The 23984-nt window shown below is 61.0% G+C and carries 25 protein-coding genes; 2 read left to right on the forward strand and 23 right to left on the reverse strand.

Annotation, left to right across the window (positions count from 1 at the left end):
- Positions 1–6 precede the first annotated feature (6 nt).
- The 12 genes from HU724_RS20755 to HU724_RS20810 all read right to left on the reverse strand — a co-directional run bounded on the left by HU724_RS20755 (position 7) and on the right by HU724_RS20810 (position 9380).
- On the reverse strand, positions 7–363 hold the full coding sequence (locus tag HU724_RS20755) for a PilZ domain-containing protein (protein WP_016770983.1): 357 nt from the start codon (positions 361–363) through the stop codon (positions 7–9).
- A 42-nt stretch (positions 364–405) separates the two neighbouring features.
- Complete coding sequence (locus HU724_RS20760) at positions 406–1389, reverse strand: DNA polymerase III subunit delta' (RefSeq protein ID WP_186567754.1); 984 nt, start codon at positions 1387–1389, stop codon at positions 406–408.
- Positions 1382–2014, reverse strand: coding sequence for a dTMP kinase (tmk, locus tag HU724_RS20765; RefSeq protein ID WP_016770985.1), 633 nt, complete (start codon positions 2012–2014; stop codon positions 1382–1384). The genes HU724_RS20760 and tmk overlap by 8 nt, the downstream gene beginning before the upstream one ends.
- Before the next feature lie 19 nt (positions 2015–2033).
- Positions 2034–3215, reverse strand: coding sequence for an endolytic transglycosylase MltG (gene mltG, locus HU724_RS20770; RefSeq protein ID WP_186567753.1), 1182 nt, complete (start codon positions 3213–3215; stop codon positions 2034–2036).
- A gap of 3 nt (positions 3216–3218) precedes the next feature.
- Complete coding sequence (gene pabC / locus HU724_RS20775) at positions 3219–4034, reverse strand: aminodeoxychorismate lyase (RefSeq protein ID WP_125917279.1); 816 nt, start codon at positions 4032–4034, stop codon at positions 3219–3221.
- Complete coding sequence (gene fabF, locus HU724_RS20780; RefSeq protein WP_038860467.1) at positions 4034–5278, reverse strand: beta-ketoacyl-ACP synthase II; 1245 nt, start codon at positions 5276–5278, stop codon at positions 4034–4036. Before fabF ends, pabC begins: the two co-directional genes overlap by 1 nt.
- Before the next feature lie 108 nt (positions 5279–5386).
- Entirely contained in the window at positions 5387–5623 is a 237-nt protein-coding gene (gene acpP, locus HU724_RS20785) for an acyl carrier protein (RefSeq protein ID WP_003175607.1), read from the reverse strand.
- 196 nt (positions 5624–5819) lie between these two features.
- On the reverse strand, positions 5820–6563 hold the full coding sequence (fabG, locus tag HU724_RS20790; protein WP_016770989.1) for a 3-oxoacyl-ACP reductase FabG: 744 nt from the start codon (positions 6561–6563) through the stop codon (positions 5820–5822).
- A 16-nt stretch (positions 6564–6579) separates the two neighbouring features.
- Positions 6580–7518, reverse strand: coding sequence for an ACP S-malonyltransferase (gene fabD, locus HU724_RS20795; RefSeq protein WP_024013921.1), 939 nt, complete (start codon positions 7516–7518; stop codon positions 6580–6582).
- A gap of 123 nt (positions 7519–7641) precedes the next feature.
- Positions 7642–8652 (reverse strand): phosphate acyltransferase PlsX, encoded by a 1011-nt coding sequence (gene plsX, locus HU724_RS20800; RefSeq protein ID WP_083387041.1) that lies wholly within the window; start codon positions 8650–8652, stop codon positions 7642–7644.
- Positions 8653–8656: 4 nt separating this feature from the next.
- Positions 8657–8839 carry a 50S ribosomal protein L32 gene (gene rpmF, locus HU724_RS20805; RefSeq protein ID WP_003179396.1) on the reverse strand — a complete coding sequence of 61 codons (183 nt, stop codon included), beginning with the start codon at positions 8837–8839 and terminating at the stop codon, positions 8657–8659.
- Positions 8840–8852: 13 nt separating this feature from the next.
- Positions 8853–9380, reverse strand: coding sequence for a YceD family protein (locus tag HU724_RS20810; protein WP_003204262.1), 528 nt, complete (start codon positions 9378–9380; stop codon positions 8853–8855).
- A 105-nt stretch (positions 9381–9485) separates the two neighbouring features.
- Between HU724_RS20810 and HU724_RS20815 the strand changes: the two genes are divergently transcribed.
- Positions 9486–10064 (forward strand): Maf family protein, encoded by a 579-nt coding sequence (locus tag HU724_RS20815; RefSeq protein WP_186567752.1) that lies wholly within the window; start codon positions 9486–9488, stop codon positions 10062–10064.
- Positions 10065–10150: 86 nt separating this feature from the next.
- Here HU724_RS20815 and sppA read toward each other — a convergent pair whose 3' ends face one another.
- The 3 genes from sppA to rluC are packed head-to-tail and all read right to left on the reverse strand — an operon-like array spanning position 10151 to position 12773.
- Positions 10151–11140, reverse strand: a complete 990-nt coding sequence (sppA, locus tag HU724_RS20820) for a signal peptide peptidase SppA (RefSeq protein WP_076563808.1) — start codon at positions 11138–11140, stop codon at positions 10151–10153.
- Positions 11141–11164: 24 nt separating this feature from the next.
- A complete protein-coding gene (locus HU724_RS20825; protein WP_041479448.1) occupies positions 11165–11827 on the reverse strand; it encodes an HAD-IA family hydrolase in 663 nt (220 codons plus the stop codon).
- Positions 11814–12773, reverse strand: coding sequence for a 23S rRNA pseudouridine(955/2504/2580) synthase RluC (rluC, locus tag HU724_RS20830; RefSeq protein ID WP_071173217.1), 960 nt, complete (start codon positions 12771–12773; stop codon positions 11814–11816). Before rluC ends, HU724_RS20825 begins: the two co-directional genes overlap by 14 nt.
- A 699-nt stretch (positions 12774–13472) precedes the next feature.
- Here rluC and rne point away from each other — a divergent pair.
- Positions 13473–16739, forward strand: coding sequence for a ribonuclease E (rne, locus tag HU724_RS20835; protein ID WP_186567751.1), 3267 nt, complete (start codon positions 13473–13475; stop codon positions 16737–16739).
- A 191-nt stretch (positions 16740–16930) separates the two neighbouring features.
- On the opposite strand, the gene HU724_RS20840 is transcribed toward rne, so the two are convergent.
- From HU724_RS20840 to HU724_RS20875, 8 genes are all read right to left on the reverse strand, one after another.
- Positions 16931–17527: a nucleotidyltransferase family protein gene (locus HU724_RS20840; protein ID WP_186567750.1), complete on the reverse strand. Its 597-nt coding sequence runs from the start codon at positions 17525–17527 to the stop codon at positions 16931–16933.
- Complete coding sequence (locus HU724_RS20845) at positions 17524–18504, reverse strand: XdhC family protein (protein ID WP_186567749.1); 981 nt, start codon at positions 18502–18504, stop codon at positions 17524–17526. The genes HU724_RS20840 and HU724_RS20845 overlap by 4 nt, the downstream gene beginning before the upstream one ends.
- Positions 18504–20825, reverse strand: coding sequence for a xanthine dehydrogenase family protein molybdopterin-binding subunit (locus tag HU724_RS20850; protein ID WP_186567748.1), 2322 nt, complete (start codon positions 20823–20825; stop codon positions 18504–18506). The genes HU724_RS20845 and HU724_RS20850 overlap by 1 nt, the downstream gene beginning before the upstream one ends.
- Complete coding sequence (locus tag HU724_RS20855; protein WP_039760186.1) at positions 20822–21292, reverse strand: (2Fe-2S)-binding protein; 471 nt, start codon at positions 21290–21292, stop codon at positions 20822–20824. The genes HU724_RS20850 and HU724_RS20855 overlap by 4 nt, the downstream gene beginning before the upstream one ends.
- Before the next feature lie 249 nt (positions 21293–21541).
- On the reverse strand, positions 21542–22561 hold the full coding sequence (murB, locus tag HU724_RS20860; protein WP_186567747.1) for a UDP-N-acetylmuramate dehydrogenase: 1020 nt from the start codon (positions 22559–22561) through the stop codon (positions 21542–21544).
- Positions 22558–23022 (reverse strand): low molecular weight protein-tyrosine-phosphatase, encoded by a 465-nt coding sequence (locus tag HU724_RS20865; protein ID WP_186567746.1) that lies wholly within the window; start codon positions 23020–23022, stop codon positions 22558–22560. Before HU724_RS20865 ends, murB begins: the two co-directional genes overlap by 4 nt.
- Positions 23022–23786 (reverse strand): 3-deoxy-manno-octulosonate cytidylyltransferase, encoded by a 765-nt coding sequence (gene kdsB, locus HU724_RS20870; protein ID WP_071173223.1) that lies wholly within the window; start codon positions 23784–23786, stop codon positions 23022–23024. The genes HU724_RS20865 and kdsB overlap by 1 nt, the downstream gene beginning before the upstream one ends.
- Positions 23783–23968, reverse strand: a complete 186-nt coding sequence (locus tag HU724_RS20875; protein ID WP_003179363.1) for a Trm112 family protein — start codon at positions 23966–23968, stop codon at positions 23783–23785. The genes kdsB and HU724_RS20875 overlap by 4 nt, the downstream gene beginning before the upstream one ends.
- Between the last annotated feature and the right edge of the window lie 16 nt (positions 23969–23984).

The following is a 23984-nucleotide window of genomic DNA, read 5'->3' on the forward strand; positions in this document are numbered from 1 at the left end:
TGCAACTTACATCGTATGAGTGGGACGGTCGGATTTCAGCGCTCCGGCCAGATGAGTTTCGATGCGACTGCGCGCGGTGTCGTCGCCGTCGTTGAATTGCACGCCGACACCGGCGGCGCGATTGCCTTGTGCGCCTTTGGGGGTGATCCAGGCGACTTTGCCGGCGACGGGAATTTTTTCCGCTTCATCCATCAGGTGCAACAGCATGAACACCTCGTCGCCCAACCGGTAGCTTTTGTTGGTCGGGATGAACAGGCCACCATTCTTGATGAAAGGCATGTAGGCGGCGTAAAGCACCGACTTGTCCTTGATGGTCAGGGACAAGATGCCGTTACGCGGCCCCGGGCTGACAGGCTCAATCATGTTCACCTCCACTGCTGATCTTCAGAGTCTAGGTACACATTCTTATCTTTGACCAGGCAATCCCACCCATTGCACCAACAATGCTTCCAGCAACAGGGCCGGATTGAGGTTGGCCTTGCTCAACACTTTCTGCCGTTGGGCGAGAATCCAGTCCTGAATATCCAGCACTTTGCCCTGCGCGCTTTTCTGCGCCAGGTACTGCACGACCTTGCGCATGTCGGCCAGGCCGAGGCCGGTTTCGTCCTGAGTCAGTTGATAGCGCAGGATCAGGCTCGACCAGTCGCAGAACCAATCGAACAGGCGCAGCATAGGAATGCTTTTCCACTCTTCCGCCAGTTGCGTCGGCGATTGCTGGCCCTTGAGCAATTTCTTCACGCCTTCGACCACTTGTGCACGTTGTTCACGCACACCTTGCGATTGCAGGCTGACCGCCATCAGCGGCGAACCTGCGGCCAGCGTCAGCAGTTCGACGCGTTCGTCTTCCGCGCAATCCGGCAGCGCCTGGGCCAGCCATTGCAGGCTCATCGCCTCGCCCGGCAGCGGGCAGGCCTGCTGCACGCAACGGCTCTTGATGGTTGGCAACAAACGGCTCGGCTGGTGACTGACCAACAGCAGCACCGTATCGCCGGACGGTTCTTCAAGACTTTTGAGCAAGGCGTTGGCAGCGTTGATGTTCATCGACTCGACCGGCTCGATCAACACCACCTTGCGCCCGCCGAGCTGCGCGGTCTGCACAACGAAACTGACCAGATCACGAACCTGATCGACCTTGATCGCCTTGTCCGCCTCTTCCGGCTCCAGGATGTAATTGTCCGGATGACTGCCGGCCCTGAGCAGCAAGCAGGATTTGCACTCGCCGCACGCCTCAGGCGTAGGACGCTGACACAGCAGGCTGGCCATCAAGCGTTCGGCCAGAGCACGTTTGCCGATACCGGCGGGACCGTGCAGCAGATACGCGTGGGCATGCTGACTGCGTCCGGCCAGTTGCTGCCAGAGGCTGTCCTGCCATGGATAGGCCTCAGCCACGGGCCAGCTCCAGCAGATTCGGCAACAAGGTGTCCAGCGATTGCTGGACCTTGGCCAATGGCTGACCGGCATCGATGCGCACGTAACGCGACGGGTCGGCTTCGGCGCGCTTCAGGAACGCATTGCGCACGTTTTCGAAAAACGCCCGGCCTTCGAGTTCGAAACGATCCAGTCGGCCACGGGCACTGGCGCGGGCCAGACCGATCTCTACGGGCAGATCGAAAATAAGTGTCAGATCGGGCCGCAAGTCACCCTGCACGAAAGTTTCCAGGGTGGCGATGCGTTCCAGCGACAAACCACGACCGCCGCCCTGATAGGCGTATGTCGAGTCGGTGAAGCGATCACACAGCACCACAGCGCCACGGGCCAGCGCCGGGCGAATCACCTCGGCCAGATGCTGGGCGCGCGCGGCGAACACCAGCAACAGCTCGGCGTCCGGATGCATCACTTCGTCGGCCGGGGTCAGCAACACGTCACGAATCCGCTCGGCCAGCGGCGTACCGCCGGGCTCACGGGTGAGCAGCACTTCGATACCGGCGGCGCGCAGGCGCTCGGCGAGGTATTCGCGATTGGTGCTCTTGCCCGCGCCTTCCGGGCCTTCCAGGGTAATAAACAAGCCAGTCACAGGCAGTCCTTCATCAAAGTCATTGCGCGTTCTGTGGTGCAGCGGCGTCCGGTTCTTGGGCTGGCGCCGGATCTTGCGGCGGCGCTTTCGATGGCACTTCGGGCAGCACCTCGGGCGCGGTGTTCGGCGAGGCCGCCGGAATGGCCTCATCGGTGGCCGGCGCGCTCACCGGTGCCGGGCTGGAACGGTAATCGGCGCGGCGCTTGAGCTGGTATTCGCGCACCGCGTTGTTGTGCGCATCCAGATCATCGGAGAACACATGGCTGCCATCGCCACGGGCGACGAAATACAGGCTGCTGCCCTCCACCGGGTTGAGCGCAGCATGAATCGCTTCGCGTCCGACCATCGCAATCGGCGTCGGTGGCAAACCGGGAATCACGTAAGTGTTATAGGGTGTCGGTTCTTTCAGATGCGCGCGGGTCAGCTTGCCGGTGTAGCGATCACCGAGGCCATAGATCACTGTCGGATCGGTCTGCAACTGCATGCCCAGCGCCATGCGTCGTACGAACACACCGGCAATCTGCCCGCGCTCCTGCGGAACGCCGGTCTCTTTCTCGACCAGCGAGGCCATGATCAGCGCTTGATAAGGTTCGCTGTAAGGCACATCGGCAGAACGCTGCGCCCACTCTTTGGCGAGCACTTCATCGAGGCGATCAAAGGCTTTCTTCAGCAGCTCGGCATCGGACATGCCGCGCACGAAGCGATAGGTATCCGGGAAAAACCGACCTTCAGGGAACAAGCCTTTGTGGCCAATCTTCGCCATGACGTCGCTGTCGCTCAGGGCGGTGAGAGTCTGCTCGAGCTTGTCGTCCTTGGCCAGGGCGGCGCGCACTTGATGGAAAGTCCAGCCTTCGACCAGGGTCAGGCTGTACTGAACCACGTCGCCGCGCTTCCAAGAATCGATCAGACCGTTGACGGTCATGCCCGGCTGCATGCGGTACTCGCCGCTATGAATCGGCGTGCCGGCAAGATTGAAGCGCCAGTAGACGCGCAGCCAGAACGCGTCCTTGATGACGCCATCGGTTTCGAGTTCAAGGAAGGTACGGGTCGGTGTAGAGCCTTTCAGCACATCCAGCAGTTGTTCCTGCGGGATGTTCAGGGGCTGTTCCAGCGCCGAATGAATTTTCCAGGCGCTGGCGCCCAACAGCAGCCCTGCCAGAACCAGTCCGGTTTCCAGCAGCAGCAAAAGTTTACGTCTCACGAATCAAGCATCCAGTAGCGCGCGGGCAATGGTTTGCAGTTTACGGGTGAGCGGGCCAACCGGCCAGCTCAGTGCAGCACAGGCGCGTACCGGCCAGACGCCATAAACGCTGTTGCAGACAAACACTTCATCAGCCCATTGCAGCTGTTCGAGGCTGATATCGGCGATTTGCGTGGGGATGGCCAGTGACTCGGCCTGAAACAAAATTTCCGCGCGCATGACACCTGCGACACCGCAGCGCTTCAAGTCGGGCGTGATCAGACCACCGTCGCGCACCAGGAAAATATTGCTGAACACGCCCTCAACGACGCGCCCGGCCTGATCAAGCATCAAGCCTTCGGCATGCTCGCTGTCCTGCCATTCGGCGCGGGCGAGCACCTGTTCCAGTCGATTCAGATGTTTGAGCCCGGCCAACAACGGCTGCGTAGATAAACGGGTGTTGCAGGGAAACAGGCGGATGCCGTGCTCGGCATGGGCAGCGGGATAAGCCGCCGGCGGATTGCCTTGCAGAATGCGTCGGCCCTGCGCCGCAGGATCGGGCGCATAACCGCGCAAGCCGTCGCCACGCGTGAGGATGAGCTTGAGCACGCCCTCGCCCATCGCAGCGGCATAGCTGAGCAGCTCATGGCGAACCAGCTCGAGGTCGGTCGCAATGGCCAGACGCGCGCAGCCATCGGCCAGGCGCGTCAAGTGTCGATCCAGCAGGACCGGCTGTCCACTGCGCACGGCAATGGTCTCGAACAGACCATCGCCGTAAGCCAGGCCGCGATCTTTCAGCGACAGCGCGTCAGCCGGTTGACCGTCGACCCAGCTGTCCATCAGCCGGCGAACCGACGGAACGCCAGCGTGCCGTTGGTGCCGCCAAAACCGAAGGAGTTGGACAGCACGACATCGATGTCCATGTTACGCGCGGTGTGCGCAACGAAATCGAGATCGCAGCCTTCGTCCGGTTCATCAAGGTTGATGGTCGGCGGTGCCACCTGGCTGTTGATCGCCAGCACGCTGAAAATCGCTTCGACCGCGCCCGCCGCACCCAACAGGTGGCCAGTCATCGACTTGGTCGAGCTGACGGCCAGTTTGTAGGCGTGATCGCCGAACACCGACTTGATCGCGTTGGCTTCGGCAAGGTCGCCGGCTGGGGTCGAGGTGCCGTGGGCGTTGATGTACTGCACTTGATCGACATTGATCTTCGCGTCGCGCAGGGCATTGGTGATGCAGCGCGCGGCACCGGCGCCATCGGCGGGTGGCGAGGTCATGTGGAACGCATCGCCACTGGTGCCGAAACCGATCAACTCGGCGTAGATCGTCGCGCCACGAGCCTTTGCGTGTTCCAGTTCTTCAAGAACCAGGGCGCCGGCACCGTCGGACAGAACGAAGCCGTCACGACCCTTGTCCCATGGACGGCTGGCGCGGGTCGGCTCGTCGTTGCGGGTCGACAGCGCACGGGACGCGCCGAAGCCACCCATGCCCAGACCGCAAGCGGCCATTTCCGCGCCGCCGGCAATCATCACGTCGGCTTCGTCGTACATGATGTTGCGCGCCGCCATGCCGATGCAGTGCGTACCGGTGGTGCACGCGGTGGCGATGGCGTAATTGGGTCCCTGTGCGCCCAGATGGATCGACAGGAAACCGGAAATCATATTGATGATCGAGCCAGGCACAAAGAACGGCGAGATCCGTCGCGGACCGGTCTCGTGCAGGGTGCGACTGGTCTCTTCGATGTTGGTCAGACCGCCAATCCCCGAACCCATGGCCACGCCAATGCGTTCACGGTTGGCATCGGTGACTTCCAGACCGGCGTTGCGCACGGCTTGAAAGCCTGCGGCGAGGCCGTACTGAATGAACAGGTCGAGCTTGCGCGCTTCCTTGACCGACAGGTATTCCTCGACATTGAAGCCTTTGACCGAACCACCGAAGCGGGTCGAATAGGCAGAAAGGTCGGTGTGTTCGATCAGACCAATGCCACTGCGGCCAGCCAGAATGCCCTGCCAACTGCTCGGCACATCCGTGCCCAGTGGCGACAACATACCCATACCGGTGACTACGACGCGTCTACGCGACACAGCACTCTCCTTTTTCAAATGACGACTTTGCATCAGGCCTAAAGAAAAAACCGCACGCCATGATGGCAGTGCGGTTTTTCCATGACAGCAAGCAACGATTACAAACTGTTACGCCTGGTGGCTGGTAACGTAGTCGATTGCAGCTTGTACAGTAGTGATCTTTTCAGCTTCTTCGTCAGGGATTTCGGTCTCGAATTCCTCTTCCAGAGCCATCACCAGCTCAACGGTGTCAAGGGAGTCGGCACCCAGGTCTTCTACGAAGGAAGCGGTGTTGACCACTTCTTCTTCTTTAACACCCAGTTGCTCGGCAACGATTTTCTTGACGCGCTCTTCGATGGTGCTCATACCTTGTTTTCACTCCTAATGGACAAATTCAGGCAGCTGGCCAGTGGGTAAGTGTATAGAAAGCCTTTTCAGTTTTTCAACTGAAAGCTTCACTCCTCAAACCCTGCGAACCTCTGCCTATAAATAGATTGCAGCTTTATAACGGATTTTAGACAGCTCGTATGACATTTTTTTGAAGCAATCCGTCACATTTTACTTACATGTACATCCCACCGTTCACCGGGATTGTAGCCCCGGTAACGTATGCCGCACCGTCGGATGCAAGAAAAGCGACCACGGACGCGATCTCTTGAGCTTGCCCCAGACGACCCAGCGGAATCTGCGTCTGCAAGGCTTCACGCTGTGCTTCAGGCAGCTCGCGGGTCATATCGGTGTCGATGAACCCAGGGGTTACCGAGTTGACCGTAATCGAACGCGAACCGACTTCACGCGCCATCGCCCGGCTGAAACCTTCCAGACCGGCCTTGGCGGCTGCATAGTTTACTTGGCCAGCGTTGCCCATGGCACCCACCACCGAGCCAATACTGATAATTCGACCCCAGCGCGCCTTGGTCATGCCACGCAAAACGCCCTTGGACAGGCGATACAGACTGTTCAGGTTGGTATCGATCACGTCGTACCACTCGTCGTCTTTCATGCGCATCATCAGGTTATCGCGGGTGATACCGGCATTATTGACCAGAATCGCCACCGGCGCACCGAACTGCTCCTGAATGCCCGCCAGCACGGCGCTGACCGATTCGTCGCTGGTGACATTGAGTTCGAAACCGGCGCCCTGGATACCGTTTTCCTTCAGGGTCGCGGCAATGCGCTCGGCGCCCGACGCGGAGGTCGCGGTGCCGACAACGATGGCGCCCTGACGACCCAGTTCCAGCGCGATGGCCTGGCCGATACCGCGGCTTGCACCGGTAACCAGTGCAACTTTACCTTGCAGACTCATGCAAGTTTCTCCTGATTCAGGCCTGCGCTGCGCGAGCGGCAGCGAAGGCGTCTGGGGTATTGAGATTGGAAGTCGAAACGCCTTCGGCGCAACGTTTGTTCAGGCCAGCGAGGACTTTGCCCGGGCCGCATTCGACCAGATTGGTCGCGCCCTTGGCGGCCAACGTCTGCACCGATTCAACCCAGCGCACTGGCTTGTAGAGCTGTTCGAGCAGATCGCGCTTGAGGGTTTCCAGATCGGCCGGCACTTGCGCGCTGACGTTCTGCACCACCGGGATCTGCGGCGCCTGCCAGTCGATGGCGGCGATGGATTCGGCGAAACGCTCGGCAGCCGGACGCATCAACTCGCAGTGCGACGGCACGCTCACCGGCAACGGCATGGCGCGTTTGGCACCACGGGCCTTGCAACCTTCGATGGCGCGCTCGACAGCGGCCTTGGCACCGGCGATCACCACTTGGCCCGGCGAGTTGAAATTCACCGCGCTGACGACTTCGCCTTGCGCCGCTTCGGCGCAGGCAGCCAGCACGTCGGCATCTTCCAGGCCGAGGATCGCGGCCATGCCGCCCTGCCCGGCCGGCACCGCTTCCTGCATCAACTGACCACGGCGCTCGACGAGCTTGACCGCGTCAGCCAGGCTCAGGCTGCCGGCGGCAACCAGCGCACTGTATTCACCCAGGCTGTGGCCGGCGACGAACGCCGGACGCGCGCCGCCTTCGGCCAGCCACAGACGCCACAGGGCAATCGAAGCGGTCAGAATGGCCGGTTGGGTTTTGTCGGTTTGATTGAGCAGCTCTTCCGGGCCCTGCTGGGTCAGTGCCCACAGGTCGTAGCCCAGCGCAGCAGAGGCTTCTTGAAAGGTTTCGAGGATCAGCGGATGTTGCGCGCCCAGCTCGGCCAGCATGCCGAGGGACTGCGAACCCTGTCCTGGAAAGACGAATGCGAGGGAAGCAGACATGTAACAAGCCCCTAATGATCTTGTCGTCGGAAAATAACGCCCCTTTGGGGACGCCAGAAACTGACAGTTTGGATGGCCCTTTGAACCGGGCGGTCACATTTAAGCATTGTCCGACGAAAACGCCTAAGACAACAGTTCCTCCAGACGACCGTGGAGACGCTCGGGCAGGTTCTCCTGAATCTCGATCAACGCCCGTTGAATGGCACTCTGAAAGCCCTGCACCCCGGCCGATCCGTGGCTTTTCACAACGATGCCCTGCAAGCCGAGAAAGCTTGCGCCATTATGTCGCGCCGGGGCCAGATCAGCTTGCAGACGCTTCATCAACGGCAGCGCGAGAGCGCCGACAGCGCGCGAAGCCAAGTTTTTCTTGAACAACGCCTCGATGCGCGCGGCAATCATCGTCGCAAGACCTTCGCTGGACTTGAGCAGGATGTTGCCGACGAAGCCGTCACACACAACCACGTCGGCCTCACCGCGATACAAGCCGTCGCCTTCGATAAAACCGATGTAGTTGATCCCGCGCGCAGCCTGCAACAACGTGGCGGCCAGTTTGACCTGCTGATTGCCCTTGATGTCTTCGGTGCCGATGTTCAGAAGCGCCACACGTGGACGGGCGATACCCAAGGTCTGCGCGGCCACCGAACCCATCACCGCGAACTGCAACAGATGCTCGGCACTGCAATCGACGTTGGCGCCCAGATCGAGCAACTGGCAATAACCGGTCTGCGTCGGAATCGCCGCGACCATGGCCGGCCGATCAATGCCGGGCAATGTCTTCAGCACGAATCGCGACAAGGCCATCAACGCACCGGTATTGCCGGCACTGACACAGGCCTGCACCTTGCCATCGCGCAGCAGTTCGAGGGCCACACGCATCGACGAATCCGGCTTGCCACGCAGGGCCTGGGCAGGCTTCTCGTCCATGGTGATGACTTCGCTGGCCGCAACAATCGTCAGGCGCGCGCGATCGGCAGCCGACTGGCCGTGGATCAGTTCTTCAAGAAGGGAGGGTTGACCGACGAGGGTCAGGTGCAGCGAGGGTGTAGCAGACAGGCAAGCGAGACTGGCCTGAACAATGCTGCGGGGACCGAAGTCCCCGCCCATTGCGTCAATCGCGATGACTTGAGCAGACAAGTGATTACTCGTCAGCGCCCTTGTCGATCACTTTACGGCCACGGTATACGCCTTCTGGCGATACGTGGTGACGCAGGTGAACTTCACCAGTGGTTTTTTCTACAGACAGGGTGCTAGCCTCGAGAGCGTCGTGTGAACGGCGCATGTCACGGGCAGAGCGGGATTTTTTGTTCTGCTGAACAGCCATAATTGATTAACTCCTAAACGTTTGGGTCACGCTTTAACTGCGCCAATACACTGAACGGGTTGGACCGCGTTACCTCGTCCTCGCTCGGTTCGGGCTCATCTGCTCCCGCCGGCTGCTGGCATTCTTCCGGATGATGAGCAGGCACAATGGGCAAGGCGAGCAAAAGCTCCTCCTCGATCAGTGACTGCAGATCCAATGGATCTTCGCCCAGTTCCAGCACGTCATAACCTTTCGGCAACGACTGGGTATTCGCACCCTCCTTCACCACCGCGTAACTGCATTCGCTGTGGATCGGCAGGGTGACCAGCTCAAGACAACGCTGGCAAACCATTTTGACTTCGGTGTCGATAAAGCTGTGGATGACCACAGACTTACGTTCATCTCGTTCAAAAACGAATTTGGCCTGCACCGTACCGACATCGTCGGAAAGCGGGTCGCAGAGTCTCTTCAAATCGGCCAGCAGCAGTTCACCTTGAAGGGTGGTGCCACGGTCAGCCAATTTGCGCGGGTCAACGTGAGGTGGAATCGGGTCATTCAACATAGGCGCAGCATTATAGGGATGCACCCACCCATGTCAAAGGAAATTGTGCCCTGTCCGTCACTTGCGCGCCTCCGCTAGAATCCGCACCTGCCTCAGGAGACGTCCATGCTGCCTTTATTACTCGCTTCAAGCTCGACTTATCGCCGCGAATTGCTCGCCCGCCTGCACTTGCCGTTCGTCTGCAGCTCGCCGGACATCGACGAAAGCCATCGCCCGGGCGAGTCCGCAATCGACCTGGTCAAACGCCTCGCCGAGGAAAAAGCCCGCGCCCTGGCGGACAGCCACCCTGCTCATCTGATCATTGGCTCGGATCAGGTCGCCGTCCTCGGCGAACAGATCATCGGCAAGCCGCACACCTTCGAGAAGGCTCGCGAGCAATTGATGGCGGCGAGCGGCGCGAGCGTGACATTCCTGACCGGCCTGGCACTGCTCAACAGCCAGACCGGGCAATGCCAGGTCGACTGCGTGCCGTTTACCGTGCACATGCGCCAGCTGGATCAGGCGCGCATCGAACGCTACCTGCGCATCGAGCAACCGTACGACTGCGCCGGCAGCTTCAAGGCCGAAGGACTGGGCGTGAGCCTGTTTCAATCGACCGAAGGCCCGGACGCCACCAGCCTGATCGGCCTGCCGCTGATTCGCCTGATCGACATGTTGTTGATCGAAGGCGTGCAAATCCCTTAAAAGCAAAAGATCGCAGCCTTCGGCAGCTCCTACACCGATTGTGCAAGAGCTGCCGTTGACCTGCGATCTTTTGACCTTGAAACAATTTACCGCAACGAAGGCCCGTGGAAACCCATCCACATCGCCAACTGCTCGGCCACGCTGGCGCCGAGCTTTTTCGAGAAGCGATCGAACGGCGATTCCTGCACGGTGAAGTCCACCAGCTCCTTCTCGCCAATCACATCACGCGCCACCGAACTGGCACTGCCCAAGCCATCGATCAGACCCAGCGGCAGCGCCTGCTCACCCGACCAGACCAGCCCGGAAAACAGCTCCGGATGCTCTTTGTCCTTCAGGCGATCACCACGACCCTGCTTGACGCTGTTGATGAACTGCTTGTGCGTGGTGTCGAGCACGCTTTGCCAGAAGGCGGTTTCTTCAGGCTTTTGCGGCTGGAACGGATCAAGGAATGCCTTGTGCTCGCCCGAGGTATAGGTGCGGCGCTCAACCCCGAGTTTTTCCATGGTGCCGACAAAACCGTAACCCGCTGCTGTCACGCCGATTGAGCCGACCAGACTCGCCTTGTCGGCGTAGATCTGATCCGCCGCGCTGGCGATGTAATAGGCGCCCGAAGCACCAAGATCGGAAATCACTGCGTAGAGCTTGATCTCCGGATGCAGCGCACGCAGGCGCTTGATCTCGTCATAGACATAGCCGGACTGCACCGGACTGCCGCCCGGACTGTTGATGCGCAGGACCACGCCCTTGACCTTTTTGTCTTCGAACGCCGCGCGCAGACTGCCAACGATATTGTCGGCGCTGGCAGGTTCCTTGTCGGCGATTACACCGTCGATCTCGATCAACGCCGTGTAGTTCGGGCCGCGGGTGGCGCTTTTTTCCATGTCCATCAGCGGCGTGAACAACAGCAGAGCAACAAACAAATAAACAAACGTCAGCAGCTTGAAGAAAATCCCCCAACGCCGCGAACGGCGTTGTTCCTGCACGCCGGCCAGCAAAGTCTTTTCCAGCAGCTTCCAGCTTTTCGCGTCACCGTCGTCGGCACTTGCCTTGGCCGGTGCTTTCCATTCGTCGGTCATGCCATCTACCCCAGCAAAAACGTATTAGGCCCGCTGACCCAGCCAGGCGTGCAATTGAGAAAAACGGTCGATCGACAGGCGCGGCTCGAACTGTTGCAGGGACTCGATCGATTGCGCGCCATAACTGACCGCCACCGAATCCATCCCCGCGTTGCGCGCCATCAGCAGATCGAACGACGAATCACCGACCATCAACGCCTGCTCCGGGCGTACGCCGCAGTGGCTGACAATCTGCTCAAGCATCAGAGGGTGTGGCTTGCTGGCAGTTTCATCGGCAGCGCGGGTGATATCGAAATAATCTTCCCAGCCATTGGCCTTGAGCACCCGATCCAGACCGCGACGATTTTTGCCCGTCGCTACCGCCAGGTGATAACCCTGCTCGCGAAACGATGCCATCGACTCGACCACACCCTCGAACAGCGGCGAAGGCACGGCTTCGGCAGCGATGTAGTGATCGGCGTAGTACTCGCGAAACGCGAGCATCTCTGCGTCGCTAATTTCGGGATATAGGGTGCGAATCGCTTCCGGCAAGCCAAGACCGATGATGCCTTTGACGGCGAAGTCATCGCGCAGCTCGAAACCGGAACGCCCGGACGCCGAGTGCATCGCCTCGACGATCCGATGAATGGAATCGGCGAGGGTGCCGTCCCAGTCGAAGATCAGCAGTTTGTAATCAGATGGGCGCACTCAATCGCTCCACGGTCTTGGCCCACATTTCGTCGACGGGCGCTTGCAGATTCAGCTTGCCGCCGTCGGGCAGCGGCACGGTCAGCATGTAGGCGTGCAGGAACAGGCGCTTACCGCCCAGATCGCGGATTTCCCTGGTGAAATCCTCGTCGCCATACTTGCTGTCACCGGCAATGCAATGGCCAGCATGCAAGGTGTGCACGCGAATCTGGTGGGTACGACCGGTAACCGGTTTCGCCTCGACCATGGTGGCAAAATCGCCGAAGCGGCGCAGCACCTTGAATAGCGTCAGGGCTTCTTTGCCCTCGTCATTGACTTCGACCATGCGCTCGCCGGAGCGCAGATTGCTCTTGAGCAACGGTGCGCGAACCTGCTTGATCGAGGTTGCCCAGTTGCCACGGACCAGCGCCATGTAGCGCTTGTCGACGCCATCGCCACGCAGCTGCTCGTGCAGATGGCGCAACATGCTGCGTTTTTTGGCGATCATCAGCAGGCCGGAGGTGTCACGGTCGAGACGGTGAACCAGCTCCAGCTCCTTGGCGTCGGGACGCAACTGACGAAAGGCTTCGATCACGCCGAAATTCAGCCCGCTGCCGCCATGAACCGCAATGCCGGCGGGCTTGTTGATCACGATCAGGGCCTTGTCTTCGAAGACGATCGAGGCTTCCAGGCGCTGCAACAGCCCCTGGGCCAGCGGCACCGGCTCGTCGCGCTCAGGCACGCGAACCGGCGGCACGCGTACGATATCGCCGGCCTGCAGCTTGTATTCGGGCTTGATCCGACCTTTGTTCACACGCACTTCGCCTTTGCGCAAAATGCGGTAAATCAAGGTCTTGGGCACGCCTTTGAGCCGGGCGAGGAGAAAGTTGTCGATTCGTTGGCCGGCATACTCCGGCGAGACTTCAAGCAGTTGAACGCCTGGAGTCGAAGGGGCAGTAGTTGTCATGCCGCGGATGATAACAATTTTTATGGAATTGAAGCACTTAATCATTGCTGCTATAGTCGCGAACGCCGCCAAAAGCGGCCTGGACAGCGGAACCACGGTCAAAGACCGGCCCTGACCAACGCAATTCACCAGGGCGCGAGGCCGTCCTACGGGGCTTTCGCTACGTAACGGTGGAGTTTGCGGTTGTAACGAGCGCAGGTGACATGAGGCCTGAATTACACCGCCGAGCAGAGTTCTCACTCGCCCGGCAGGCAACATTCAAGGCCAGTTCACAAAGTGCAGTCGACTGCGAATGACCCCGAGCGATTGCTTCGGAAACATCGCCTGAATTAGCCATGATGCGTGACCTCCCCTTTCGGAGCTCACGGTAAATGCCAACCCGCTGCGGATTCTGCGCGCGGCAGCACCCGAATTATCAGGGATACGTGTAGGGTGGAGATGCACAACCGCCGGACTGTGTAGCAACAAGCTTTGATCAAGACGCTTCATCTCGTCCACAGCCGCTGGTTGATTCCTCCTCCTGACTGAGTGCTTAAGTAGCCACAGCAAGCAGGACGCGTACGTCGCGGTATCGGCCCAATTGGCCGCACATCGCTGGACACGGGAATGGCCAACCACTCCCGACGCACCTGACACCGACCGTGAGAAGTCGTGTGTGCCGAACGCCGTTTCCGGCAGCCCGGAAACCGACGGTACTACATGAAAAGAATGCTGATTAACGCAACTCAACCCGAAGAGTTGCGTGTTGCACTGGTAGATGGCCAGCGCCTCTACGACCTGGACATCGAATCCGGTGCACGCGAGCAGAAGAAGGCCAACATCTATAAAGGCCGTATCACTCGCATCGAACCAAGCCTTGAGGCTGCCTTTGTCGATTTCGGCTCCGAGCGCCACGGCTTCCTGCCCCTCAAAGAAATCTCCCGCGAATACTTCAAGAAAGCCCCCGAAGGCCGCGTCAACATCAAGGACGTCCTGAGCGAAGGCCAGGAAGTCATCGTGCAGGTCGAGAAAGAAGAACGTGGCAACAAGGGCGCCGCCCTGACCACCTTCATCAGCCTGGCCGGTCGTTACCTCGTACTGATGCCGAACAACCCGCGTGCCGGCGGCATCTCCCGTCGCATCGAAGGTGAAGAGCGCAACGAACTGCGTGAAGCGCTGAACGGTCTGGTTGCTCCGGCCGACATGGGTCTCATCGTGCGCACTGCCGGCCTGGGCCGCAGCAGCGAAGAAATGCAGTGGGACCTCGATTACCTGCTGCAACTGTGGACCGCCATCAAAGAAGCCTCGCTGGATCGCTCCGCGCCATTCCTGATCTACCAGGAAAGCAACGTGATCATCCGCGCCATCCGCGATTACCTCCGCCAGGACATCGGCGAAGTGCTGATCGACAGCGTTGAAGCCCAGGACGAAGCCCTGACCTTCATCCGCCAGGTGATGCCGCAGTACGCCAGCAAGATCAAGCTGTACGAAGACAGCGTGCCGCTGTTCAACCGTTTCCAGATCGAAAGCCAGATCGAGACCGCATTCCAGCGCGTCGTCGAACTGCCCTCCGGCGGCTCCATCGTCATCGATCCGACCGAAGCCCTGGTGTCCATCGACATCAACTCGGCGCGTGCCACCAAAGGCAGCGACATCGAAGAAACCGCCCTGCAGACCAACCTTGAAGCCGCCGAAGAAATCGCCCGTCAGTTGCGCCTGCGCGACATCGGCGGCCTGATCGTCATCGACTTCATCGACATGACCCCGGCCAAGAACCAGCGCGCCGTGGAAGAAAAAGTCCGCGAATGCCTGGAAGCTGACCGCGCCCGTGTGCAGATCGGCCGCATCTCGCGTTTCGGCCTGCTGGAAATGTCCCGTCAGCGCCTGCGTCCATCGCTGGGCGAAAGCAGCGGCATCGTCTGCCCGCGTTGCAACGGCACCGGCATCATCCGTGACGTTGAATCGCTGTCGCTGGCCATTCTGCGCTTGATCGAAGAAGAAGCCCTGAAGGACCGCACCGCCGAAGTTCGCGCGCAAGTGCCGATCCCGGTCGCTGCGTTCCTGCTCAACGAAAAACGCAACTCGATCACCAAGATCGAACTGCGCACCCGTGCTCGTATCGTCATTCTGCCGAACGATCACCTCGAGACACCGCACTTTGAAGTTCAGCGCCTGCGTGACGACAGCCCGGAAGCCGCGACCAACCAGTCCAGCTACGAAATCGCTGCGGCCGCTGCCGAAGTCGAAGAAGTCCAGCCAGCCGCTGCGACCCGCACTCTGGTTCGCCAGGAAGCTGCAGTGAAAACTGCGCCGGCCCGTGCCAACGCACCGGTGCCGACTGAAGTTGCACCTGCCGCACCTGCTCCGGCACCAGTTGCCGCGCCTGAGCCAAGCCTGTTCAAGGGTCTGGTGAAGTCGCTGGTCAGCCTGTTCGCTACCAAGGAAGAGCCAGCCGCACCGGTCGCGGTTGCGAAACCGGCTGCCACCGAGCGTCCTGCCCGCAACGAAGAGCGCCGCAACGGTCGTCAGCAGAGCCGCAACCGTAACGGTCGCCGCGATGAAGAACGCAAGCCGCGCGAAGAACGTGCTCCACGTGAAGAGCGCGCACCACGCGAGCCGCGCGAAGAGCGCCAGCCACGTGAAGCCCGCGAGCCGCGTGAAACCCGCAGCGAAGCGCCGGTAGCCCGCGAAGAGCGCGCACCACGTGCCCCGCGTGAAGAACGTGCACCGCGTGCCCCACGTGAAGACCGCAAGCCGCGTGGCGAGCGTGAAGAACGCGTACGTGAATTGCGCGAGCCACTGGACGCCGCGCCAGCCGCAGCCGTTGCTGCCGTGACCGCTGAAGAGCGTCCGGCCCGTCAGCCACGCGAGGAACGCGCTCCGCGTCCGCCGCGTGAAGAGCGTCAACCGCGTGCCGAGCAGGCCGCTGCTGCCGTCGCTGAAGAAGAAGTGAACAGCAACAACGAAGAGCAACTGCCGGAAGACGGTCAGGACAACGCCGAAGGCGATCGTCCACGTCGTCGCTCCCGTGGTCAGCGCCGTCGCAGCAATCGTCGCGAGCGTCAACGTGATGCCAACGGCAACGTGATCGAAGGTTCGGAAGAGTCCGAGTCCGCTGAAAACGCTGGCGAGCCAAGCACTGCCGATCTGGCCGCTGGCCTGGCCGTCACCGCCGCCGTTGCCAGCAGCACCATCAGCGCTCCGGCAGAAGCCCAAGCCCACGAGCAGGCTGAACGCGCCACCGCCGCCACACTGGAAACCGCTCCAGTCGAAGCGCCGGTTGTCGAAGCCACCACCCCTGTGGAAGTGACTGCTGCACCGGAAATCGAAGTCGCTCCGGTCCGCGAAGCTCAGCCTCAGGCTGAAGCAACTGCCGAACCGGAAGCCGTTGTCGAAGCACCAGCGGCCATCACTGAGCCAGCGGTAGAAACCGTCAGCGAAAACGTGACCAAAACCGTGCGTGAAGTTCGCGAAGAGCAGACTGCGTTCAACTGGGTTGCCGAACCAGCTGTGACCGAAGCTCCAGCGCCAGTCGCTGAAGCCGAAGTGCCGCAAGCCATGGTTTCCGAGCCAGTAGTTGCAGCAGCAGAGCCGGCGCCGACACCAGTGGTTGAAGCTCCGGTTGCCGATGCTCAGGTTGAAGAAGCGCCAGCCGCAGTCGAAGCGCCAGCCCCTGTGGTTGAAGCGCCGGCTCCGGTCAGCGCCCTGACGCCAAACGGCCGTGCGCCAAACGACCCGCGTGAAGTGCGTCGTCGCAAGCGTGAAGCCGAGCGTCTGCAGAAGGAAGCCGAACTGGCTGCCGCTGCGGCTCCGGTTGCTGCCGAACCAGCCGCTGCGGCTGAAGTGATCGAGGCAGCCCCTGCCCCGGTCGCGGAAGAAGCATCGGTTGAATCGGTGATCGCTGAAGCACCACGCTCCGTTCAGGACGCGGTTGAACAGCGCGAAGAAGCCCAGGAAAAAGAGCACGAGCCTAAACCACTCGTGTAATTCCTGAAGCCAATAAAAAGCCCCGCCTGGTGAAAGCCTGGCGGGGCTTTTTTATGCCTGAAATTCCAGCATCATCCGGAATCTTTGTGGGAGCGAGCCTGCTCGCGAAAACGCTGGGGCAGACACTATTCATGTAACTGAACCAGCGCATTCGCGAGCAGGCTCGCTCCCACAAGGAATTTCAACACGGCTCAGGGCTGAGGAAATATCAAAGATTCAGGCACATCGATATCCCACAACACCCCTGGATCATCCACCGCCACTTCCACCACCCTGCCCTGCGCAAACAACGGCCGTGCGCCACGATCGCCGGTCAGCGCCTGCAATTGCGCGCCAAACGAACGACCAAACCCCACCGGATGACCAAACTCCCCACCCAGCACCGGCACGCTCACCGCATCATCAGCCATCGCCGCGACCACTCGCTCGATACTCGAAGGCAAGATAAACGGCATATCGCCGAGCACAATCAACCAGCCATCAGCGCCCGGGCAAGCGGCAACACCTGCGGCAATGCTGTCGCCCATGCCGGTCGATTCGATCGACACCACGTCGCAGCCGTAAGCCTGAGCCATGCGCATCGCCTGCGGTCGAGCCTCGTTGGTGACCAGTACGCGTTTGTCGAGACTGGCCGGCAGGTTCACCAGCACCTGCTCGATGACCGAGCGAACCGCGCCGTCGCGCCCGGTGCAGTCAGCGAGCAATTTGTCTTTGTCGCTGCCGGCGATCTGGCGAAAGCGTTTGCCCTCGCCTGCTGCCAGCACAATCACTGCGATGGATTGGCTCATGCACCCTCCAGCGGTTTTTTCTGTTTCAGCTCCACACCGTTCTTGATCGCAACAATTTCCGCCAGCAAGGACAAGGCGATTTCAGCCGGCGAATGACTGCCGATGTGCAAGCCGATCGGCCCGTGCAAGCGATCAATCGACGCTTGCGACAAGCCTAGCTGAGCCAGATTTTCCCGGCGCTTCTGGCTGTTGACCCGGGAACCGAGCGCGCCGACGTAGAACGCCGGCGAGTCGAGCGCAGTGAGCAAAGCCATGTCATCCAGGCGAGGATCGTGAGTCAAGGCGACAATCGCCGTGCGCTCGTCGGTCTGGATGTTCAGCACAGCCTCATCCGGCATGCCGGGGACGAAACGGCCGTGCTGCTCTTCCCAGCCGTAAACGAACTCGGTGCGCGGATCGCAGATCAGCACTTCGAAATCCAGCAGCCGCGCCATGTCGGCGACGTAGCGCGACAACTGCCCGGCACCGATCAGCAACAAGCGCCAGCGCGGACCATAAATCGCTCGCAGAGTCTTGTCGTCGAACACCAGCGAATCGGACTTGCTCGCCGGAGCCAGCCGCACTTCGCCGGTTTCGATGTTCAGTTCTCGGGCGACGATTTCATGGTTTTCGCAACGCTGCAGCAGCTCGGCCACCCACTCCGGGTCACCAACGCGCTCCTCGGTCAGGCGCAAGGTGCCGCCGCAAGGCAAGCCGAAACGCGCGGCCTCCTCGCGGGTCACGCCGTAGGTAATCATCTGCACTGGCGGACCATCGGTGGCGATGCGGCCGTCGTGCAGCCGCGCGATCAGGTCATCTTCGACACAGCCGCCCGACACCGAACCGATCACTACGCCGTCCTCGCGCAAGGCGAGGATGGCGCCGGGCGAGCGCGGCGCGGTGCCCCAGGTCTGCACCACGCTGAACAGGACCACCCGCTGCCCTGCGCGGCGCCACTCGAGGACGCTGCGCAGGACGTTGAGATCGACGCTGTCCATTACGCTTGCGCCTTCTGCCAGCCCTGCAACTGATACCGCACCGGCAGATTACGGATGCGCTTGCCGGTGGCGGCGAAGATGGCATTGCACAACGCCGGGGCAATTGGCGGCACACCCGGCTCACCAACGCCACCCAACGGCACGTCACCCGGCGGCGTCACCAGATGCACGGCGACTACCTTCGGTGCCAGCGACATGCGCGCGACCTCGTACATATGGAAGTTGTCCTGCTGGACCTTGCCGTCCTTGAAGCTGATTTCACCGAGCACGGCGTTGCCCAGACCCATGACGCACGCACCTTCGAACTGCGAACGGATGCGCTCAGGGTTGATCTGCGGCCCGCAGTCCACGGCAATGTCCGCCTTGTGCACGATCAGCGAACCGTCGTCCTTGACCTCGACTTCGATCACTGCCGCGACATAGGTGACGAAGCTGTAATGCACCGCCAGACCGAGACCACGACCCTTGGGCAGTTTGCGCCCCCAACCGGCGGCCTTGGCGGCAGTTTCCAGAACCGTGCGCATGCGTCCTGTGTCGATCGGGTAACGCTCGGGCGATTCGCCGTAGTTCCACTCTTCGCTCAAGGTGCGAGGATCGATCTGCCGGTCCGGGCCGAGCAATTTGATCTGGTACTTGAGCGGATCTTCACCGGCCTTGTGCGCCAGTTCATCGACGAAGCTCTGAATCGCGAAGCCGTGGGGAATGTTCGACACCGAGCGATACCAGCCGACCCGCGTGTGTACCTTGGCTTCAGGATTTTCCAGGCGCACGTTGGGAATCGCATAGGCCATGTTGGTAAAGCCCATGCCCAGCTCGAACGCCGCCTCATGGTTCATGTCCGGCGCAAACAAGGCGGTGATGCTCGGCGCCACGGTGCGATGCAGCCACCCGGACGGCATGCCGTTCTTGTCGATACCCGCCTTCAGATATTCCGCCGACACGGTGTGGAAATACGAATTGTGGATGTCGTCTTCGCGGGTCCACTGCACCCGTACAGCCTTGCCCGGAAACTCCTTGGCGAGGATCGCCGCTTCAACGACGAAGTCCGGTTTTGACTTGCGCCCGAACCCACCGCCCAGCAGCGTTACGTTGAAGGTGACCTTTTCGAACGGCACGCCAAGACGCTCGGCGATGCGCTCGCGGGTGACCTGCGGTGCCTGACTCGGCGCCCAGGCTTCGCACACGCCGTCCTTGTAACGGGCGATGGCGACCATCGGTTCCATCGGCGCCTGCGCCAGGTGCGGCAGGTAATACGAGGCTTCGAGAGTGCTGGCGGCGCCGCTCAAGGCCTTGTCGATATCACCGGTGTTGCGCACCACTTTGCCGGCCTTCAGCGACGCGGCTTCAAGCTCTTTGCGATAGGCAATCGAGTCATAACTGGCATTCGGGCCGTCATCCCACTCGATCTTCAGCGCCTCGCGGCCCTTGATCGCCGCCCAGGTGTTGCTGGCCACAACCGCGACGCCGCCCAATGGCTGGAACTCCGACGGCAATGGTCGGCCTTCGATCTGCATGACTTTAAGCACGCCGGGGACTTTCAGCGCGGCGCTGTCATCGAGGCTTTTGACCTTGCCGCCGTACACTGCCGGGCGAGCGATAGTGGCGTAGAGCATGCCGTCGAAATGCACGTCGGCGCCGTACACTGCGCGGCCATTGACGATATCGGCACCGTCGATGGCCTTGGTGCCTTCCTTGCCGATGTAGCGAAATTCCGACGGCTGCTTGAGACGCAGGCTGTCACGTGCCGGTACTGCCAGCGCACTGGCGGCAGCGGCGAGTTCGCCGTAGCCCAGTTCACGGCCGGACGGTTTGTGAATGACCTTGTGCAGTTGCGCATGGCATTCGCCAACCGGCACTTTCCACTGCGCAGCGGCCGCCTGTTCAAGCATGGTCCGCGCGGCGGCGCCGCAACGCCGCATCGGCTCGTACCAGTGACGCATGCTGCGCGAACCGTCGGTGTCCTGATTGCCGAAGCGCACTTCGTCACCCGGCGCCTGCTGCACTTTGACCTGAGCCCAATCGGCCTCAAGTTCATCGGCAACGACCATGCTCAGGCTGGTGCGCACGCCCTGGCCCATTTCCGAACGGTTGCACACCACGGTGACGCTGCCATCGGCAGCAATGCTCACGTAAACCTTGGGGTCGTCGATCCAGCCATTGGGCATGCCGTCGGCACCGAACTTCTTCGGCGCGTCATCGGCCAGCGCATCCTGCCAGCCCCAGCTCGCGGCGAGGACCAGCGCGCTGGTGGCGCCGACGCCTTTGAGAAAGCCACGGCGGCTGAGGTTGCTCAGGGCGAAATCATTCGGGACGCGGCTCATGCCTTCACCCCCTTCAGTTGGGTGGAGGCCTGGCGGATCGCGGTTTTGATCCGGTTGTAAGTACCGCAGCGGCAGATATTGCCGACCATGGCTTCTTCGATCTGCTCGTCGCTCGGGTTGGGGTTGGTTTTCAGCAGAGCGGTGGCCGACATGATCTGGCCGCCCTGGCAATAACCGCATTGAGCCACAGCGCTGTCGAGCCAGGCTTGCTGCACGACCTTGCCTACCGGGTCGGCGTGGAGATTATCGATGGTGGTGACGTTCTGGCCGATCACCGAGCCGATCGGCGTGATGCAACTGCGTGCCGGCAAGCCGTCGATATGGATGGTGCAGGCGCCGCACAGGCCCATGCCGCAACCGAATTTAGTGCCGTTGTAACCGGCGACGTCACGAATCGCCCACAACAGCGGCATGTCTTCGGTGACATCGAGGGAGTGGTCTTGACCGTTGAGTTTCAGGGTAATCATGGGCACGCCCGCATATTTTTTAGTGGTTATGGGGTCGAGCAATCTGCCGCCGGAAAATCAGCGGTGGGTTCGCGCAGATCGACTCAGGCTAATCAGGCTCTCTCGCGCCGACGGGAACGTCTGCACCGGGCCTTTGGGTGGAGCAAATGGTAGGTATCGTTAGGTCGCTAAGTTAACCCAGCATTAACAAAAAAGCCCTGCACTTTTTCATCAGTGCAGGGCTTTTGATGGCCTCAGGCAAGCGTAGCCTCAATACCGATTGGGCTCCATTTCCAGTTCGACATGAAACCGTTCGGCGATGTCTTTCTGGATACGTTGCGCCAGGTCGAGCAGTTGCAGGCCGGTGGCCGTGCCGTAGTTGACCAGCACCAGCGCCTGCAACTTGTGCACGCCGGCATCGCCATCGCGAAAACCCTTCCAGCCGGCGCGTTCGATCAGCCAGCCAGCGGCCAATTTCATCTGCCCGTCCGCTTGCGGGTAAGCCACCAGATCCGGGTGCTGCGCTTTGATCTGCGTGACCACAGCGGCAGGCACCAGCGGATTCTTGAAAAAGCTGCCGGCATTGCCGAGCACCGCCGGGTCCGGCAGTTTTTCACTGCGGATGCTGCAGATGGCGCGGCTGACATCGCTGGGCGTCGGCTGCTCGATGCCCTGCTCGCTCAGGCGCTGACGGACCGGGCCGTATTCCAGATGCAGGTGCGCGGCGCGATCAAGCTTGAAGCGCACCCGCAGGATCAGCCAACGTCCCGGCTGCTGCTTGAACACACTGTCGCGGTAGCCGAAATTGCACTGCTCCAGGCTGAAATCCCGCAGCTCGCCGCTCTCGCGATCCAGCGCAGTCAGGCCGGTAAACACGTCCTTGATCTCGACACCATAGGCGCCGATGTTCTGCATCGGCGCGGCGCCGACGGTGCCGGGAATCAGGCTGAGGTTTTCCAGCCCGGCAAAACCCTGGGCCAGCGTGTGCTGCACGAACGGATGCCACGGTTCGCCCGCTTCCGCCTCGACCACCACACGACTGCCATCGTCGCTGAGCACGCGGATGCCGCGCGTAGCCATGCGCAACACCAACGCCGGAATATCCGCCGTCAGCAGCAAGTTGCTGCCACCGCCGATCACCAGCAACGGCACGTCATGGGACGCGGCAAAGGCCAGCGCTTCGCGGACATCGTCATCGCTGTGGGCTTCGGCAAACAGCTGCGCGCGCACATCGACGCCAAACGTATTGAAGGCCTGCAAAGATACTTGCGGTTGCACCTGCAAACTCATAAACGGCCCTTCACTTCGATCAGCAACTGGTCGCAGGCCGTTTCGATCAGATCGAGCACCTGCTCGAAACCCTGATCGCCGTCGTAATACGGGTCCGGCACTTCATCGACCAGCCCGGAATAACGACGCAAAAACAGATCCAGCTCGGCTCTGCCGGTGGACGGCTGCAGGGCCTTGAGGTTGCGCAGATTGCTGTTATCCATCGCGAGAATCAGGTCGTAGCTGGCGAAATCGGCCCGGCTGACCTGTTGCGCGCGTTGCGTCGACAAGTCATAACCGCGCAGTTTCGCCGCGGCCTGGCTGCGCTTGTCCGGCGGGTTGCCGACGTGCCAGTCACCGGTGCCCGCGGAGGCCACTTCGACCACATCCGCCAGCCCGGCTTCACGCAACTTGTGGCGCAACACGCCTTCAGCGGTGGGCGAACGGCAGATGTTGCCCAGGCACACAAACAGAACGCGCATCAGGCCCCCAGCAGGCGACGAACCCGCTCAAGGTCTTCAACGGTGTCGACACCGGTCGGCGGCGCGATCAGCGCGTCGGCAACATGGATACGCACGCCATGCCACAAGGCACGCAGTTGCTCAAGGGATTCGGTGTTTTCCAGCCAGCACGGCCCCCAGCTCACGAAGTCGTGGAGGAACCCGGCGCGATAGGCATAAATACCGATGTGGCGGCGATAGGGCACACCTTGCGGCAGCTGCTCGCGGCTCTTGGCAAATGCATCGCGAGCCCATGGCAAGGTTGCACGACTGAACGTCAGGGCCAGACCGTTGATATCGCTGGAAACCTTCACAACGTTGGGGTTGAACAGGGTTTCCACGTCTTCGATCGGCTCGGCCAGCGTAGCCATGCGCGCTTCGGTGTGAGCGGCAAGGTTAGCGGCGACCTGATCGATCACACTCGGCGGTATCAGCGGCTCATCGCCTTGGACATTGACCACGATCGCATCAGGCGCAAGACCGAGTTTCGCTGCGACCTCGGCCAGACGATCGGTGCCGGAGTTGTGATCTTCACGGGTCAGCACCACTTCGGCGCCAAAGCTTTTGCATGCCTCGACGATGCGTGCATCGTCAGTTGCAACAACGACGCGGGTCGCGCTGCTTTTGCTCGCCTGTTCCCAGACATGCTGGATCATCGGCTTGCCGGCAATATCCAGCAACGGCTTGCCCGGCAGACGGGTCGAGGCGAATCGCGACGGGATGACAACGGTGAAGGCTGTGGTCATTTATCCAGACGCTCGTCGGTGGTCAGGGTGCGCGCTTCGCTTTCCAGCATCACCGGGATGCCGTCGCGGATCGGGTACGCCAGGCCGGCGCCCTTGCTGATCAGTTCGGTCTTGTCGGCGCTGAGCTTGAGCGGGCCTTTGCACACGGGGCAAGCGAGGATGTCGAGCAGTTTGGTGTCCATGAACATTCCCAGAAAT

This window comes from Pseudomonas iranensis (assembly GCF_014268585.2).
Classification (GTDB): Bacteria; Pseudomonadota; Gammaproteobacteria; order Pseudomonadales; family Pseudomonadaceae; genus Aquipseudomonas; species Aquipseudomonas iranensis.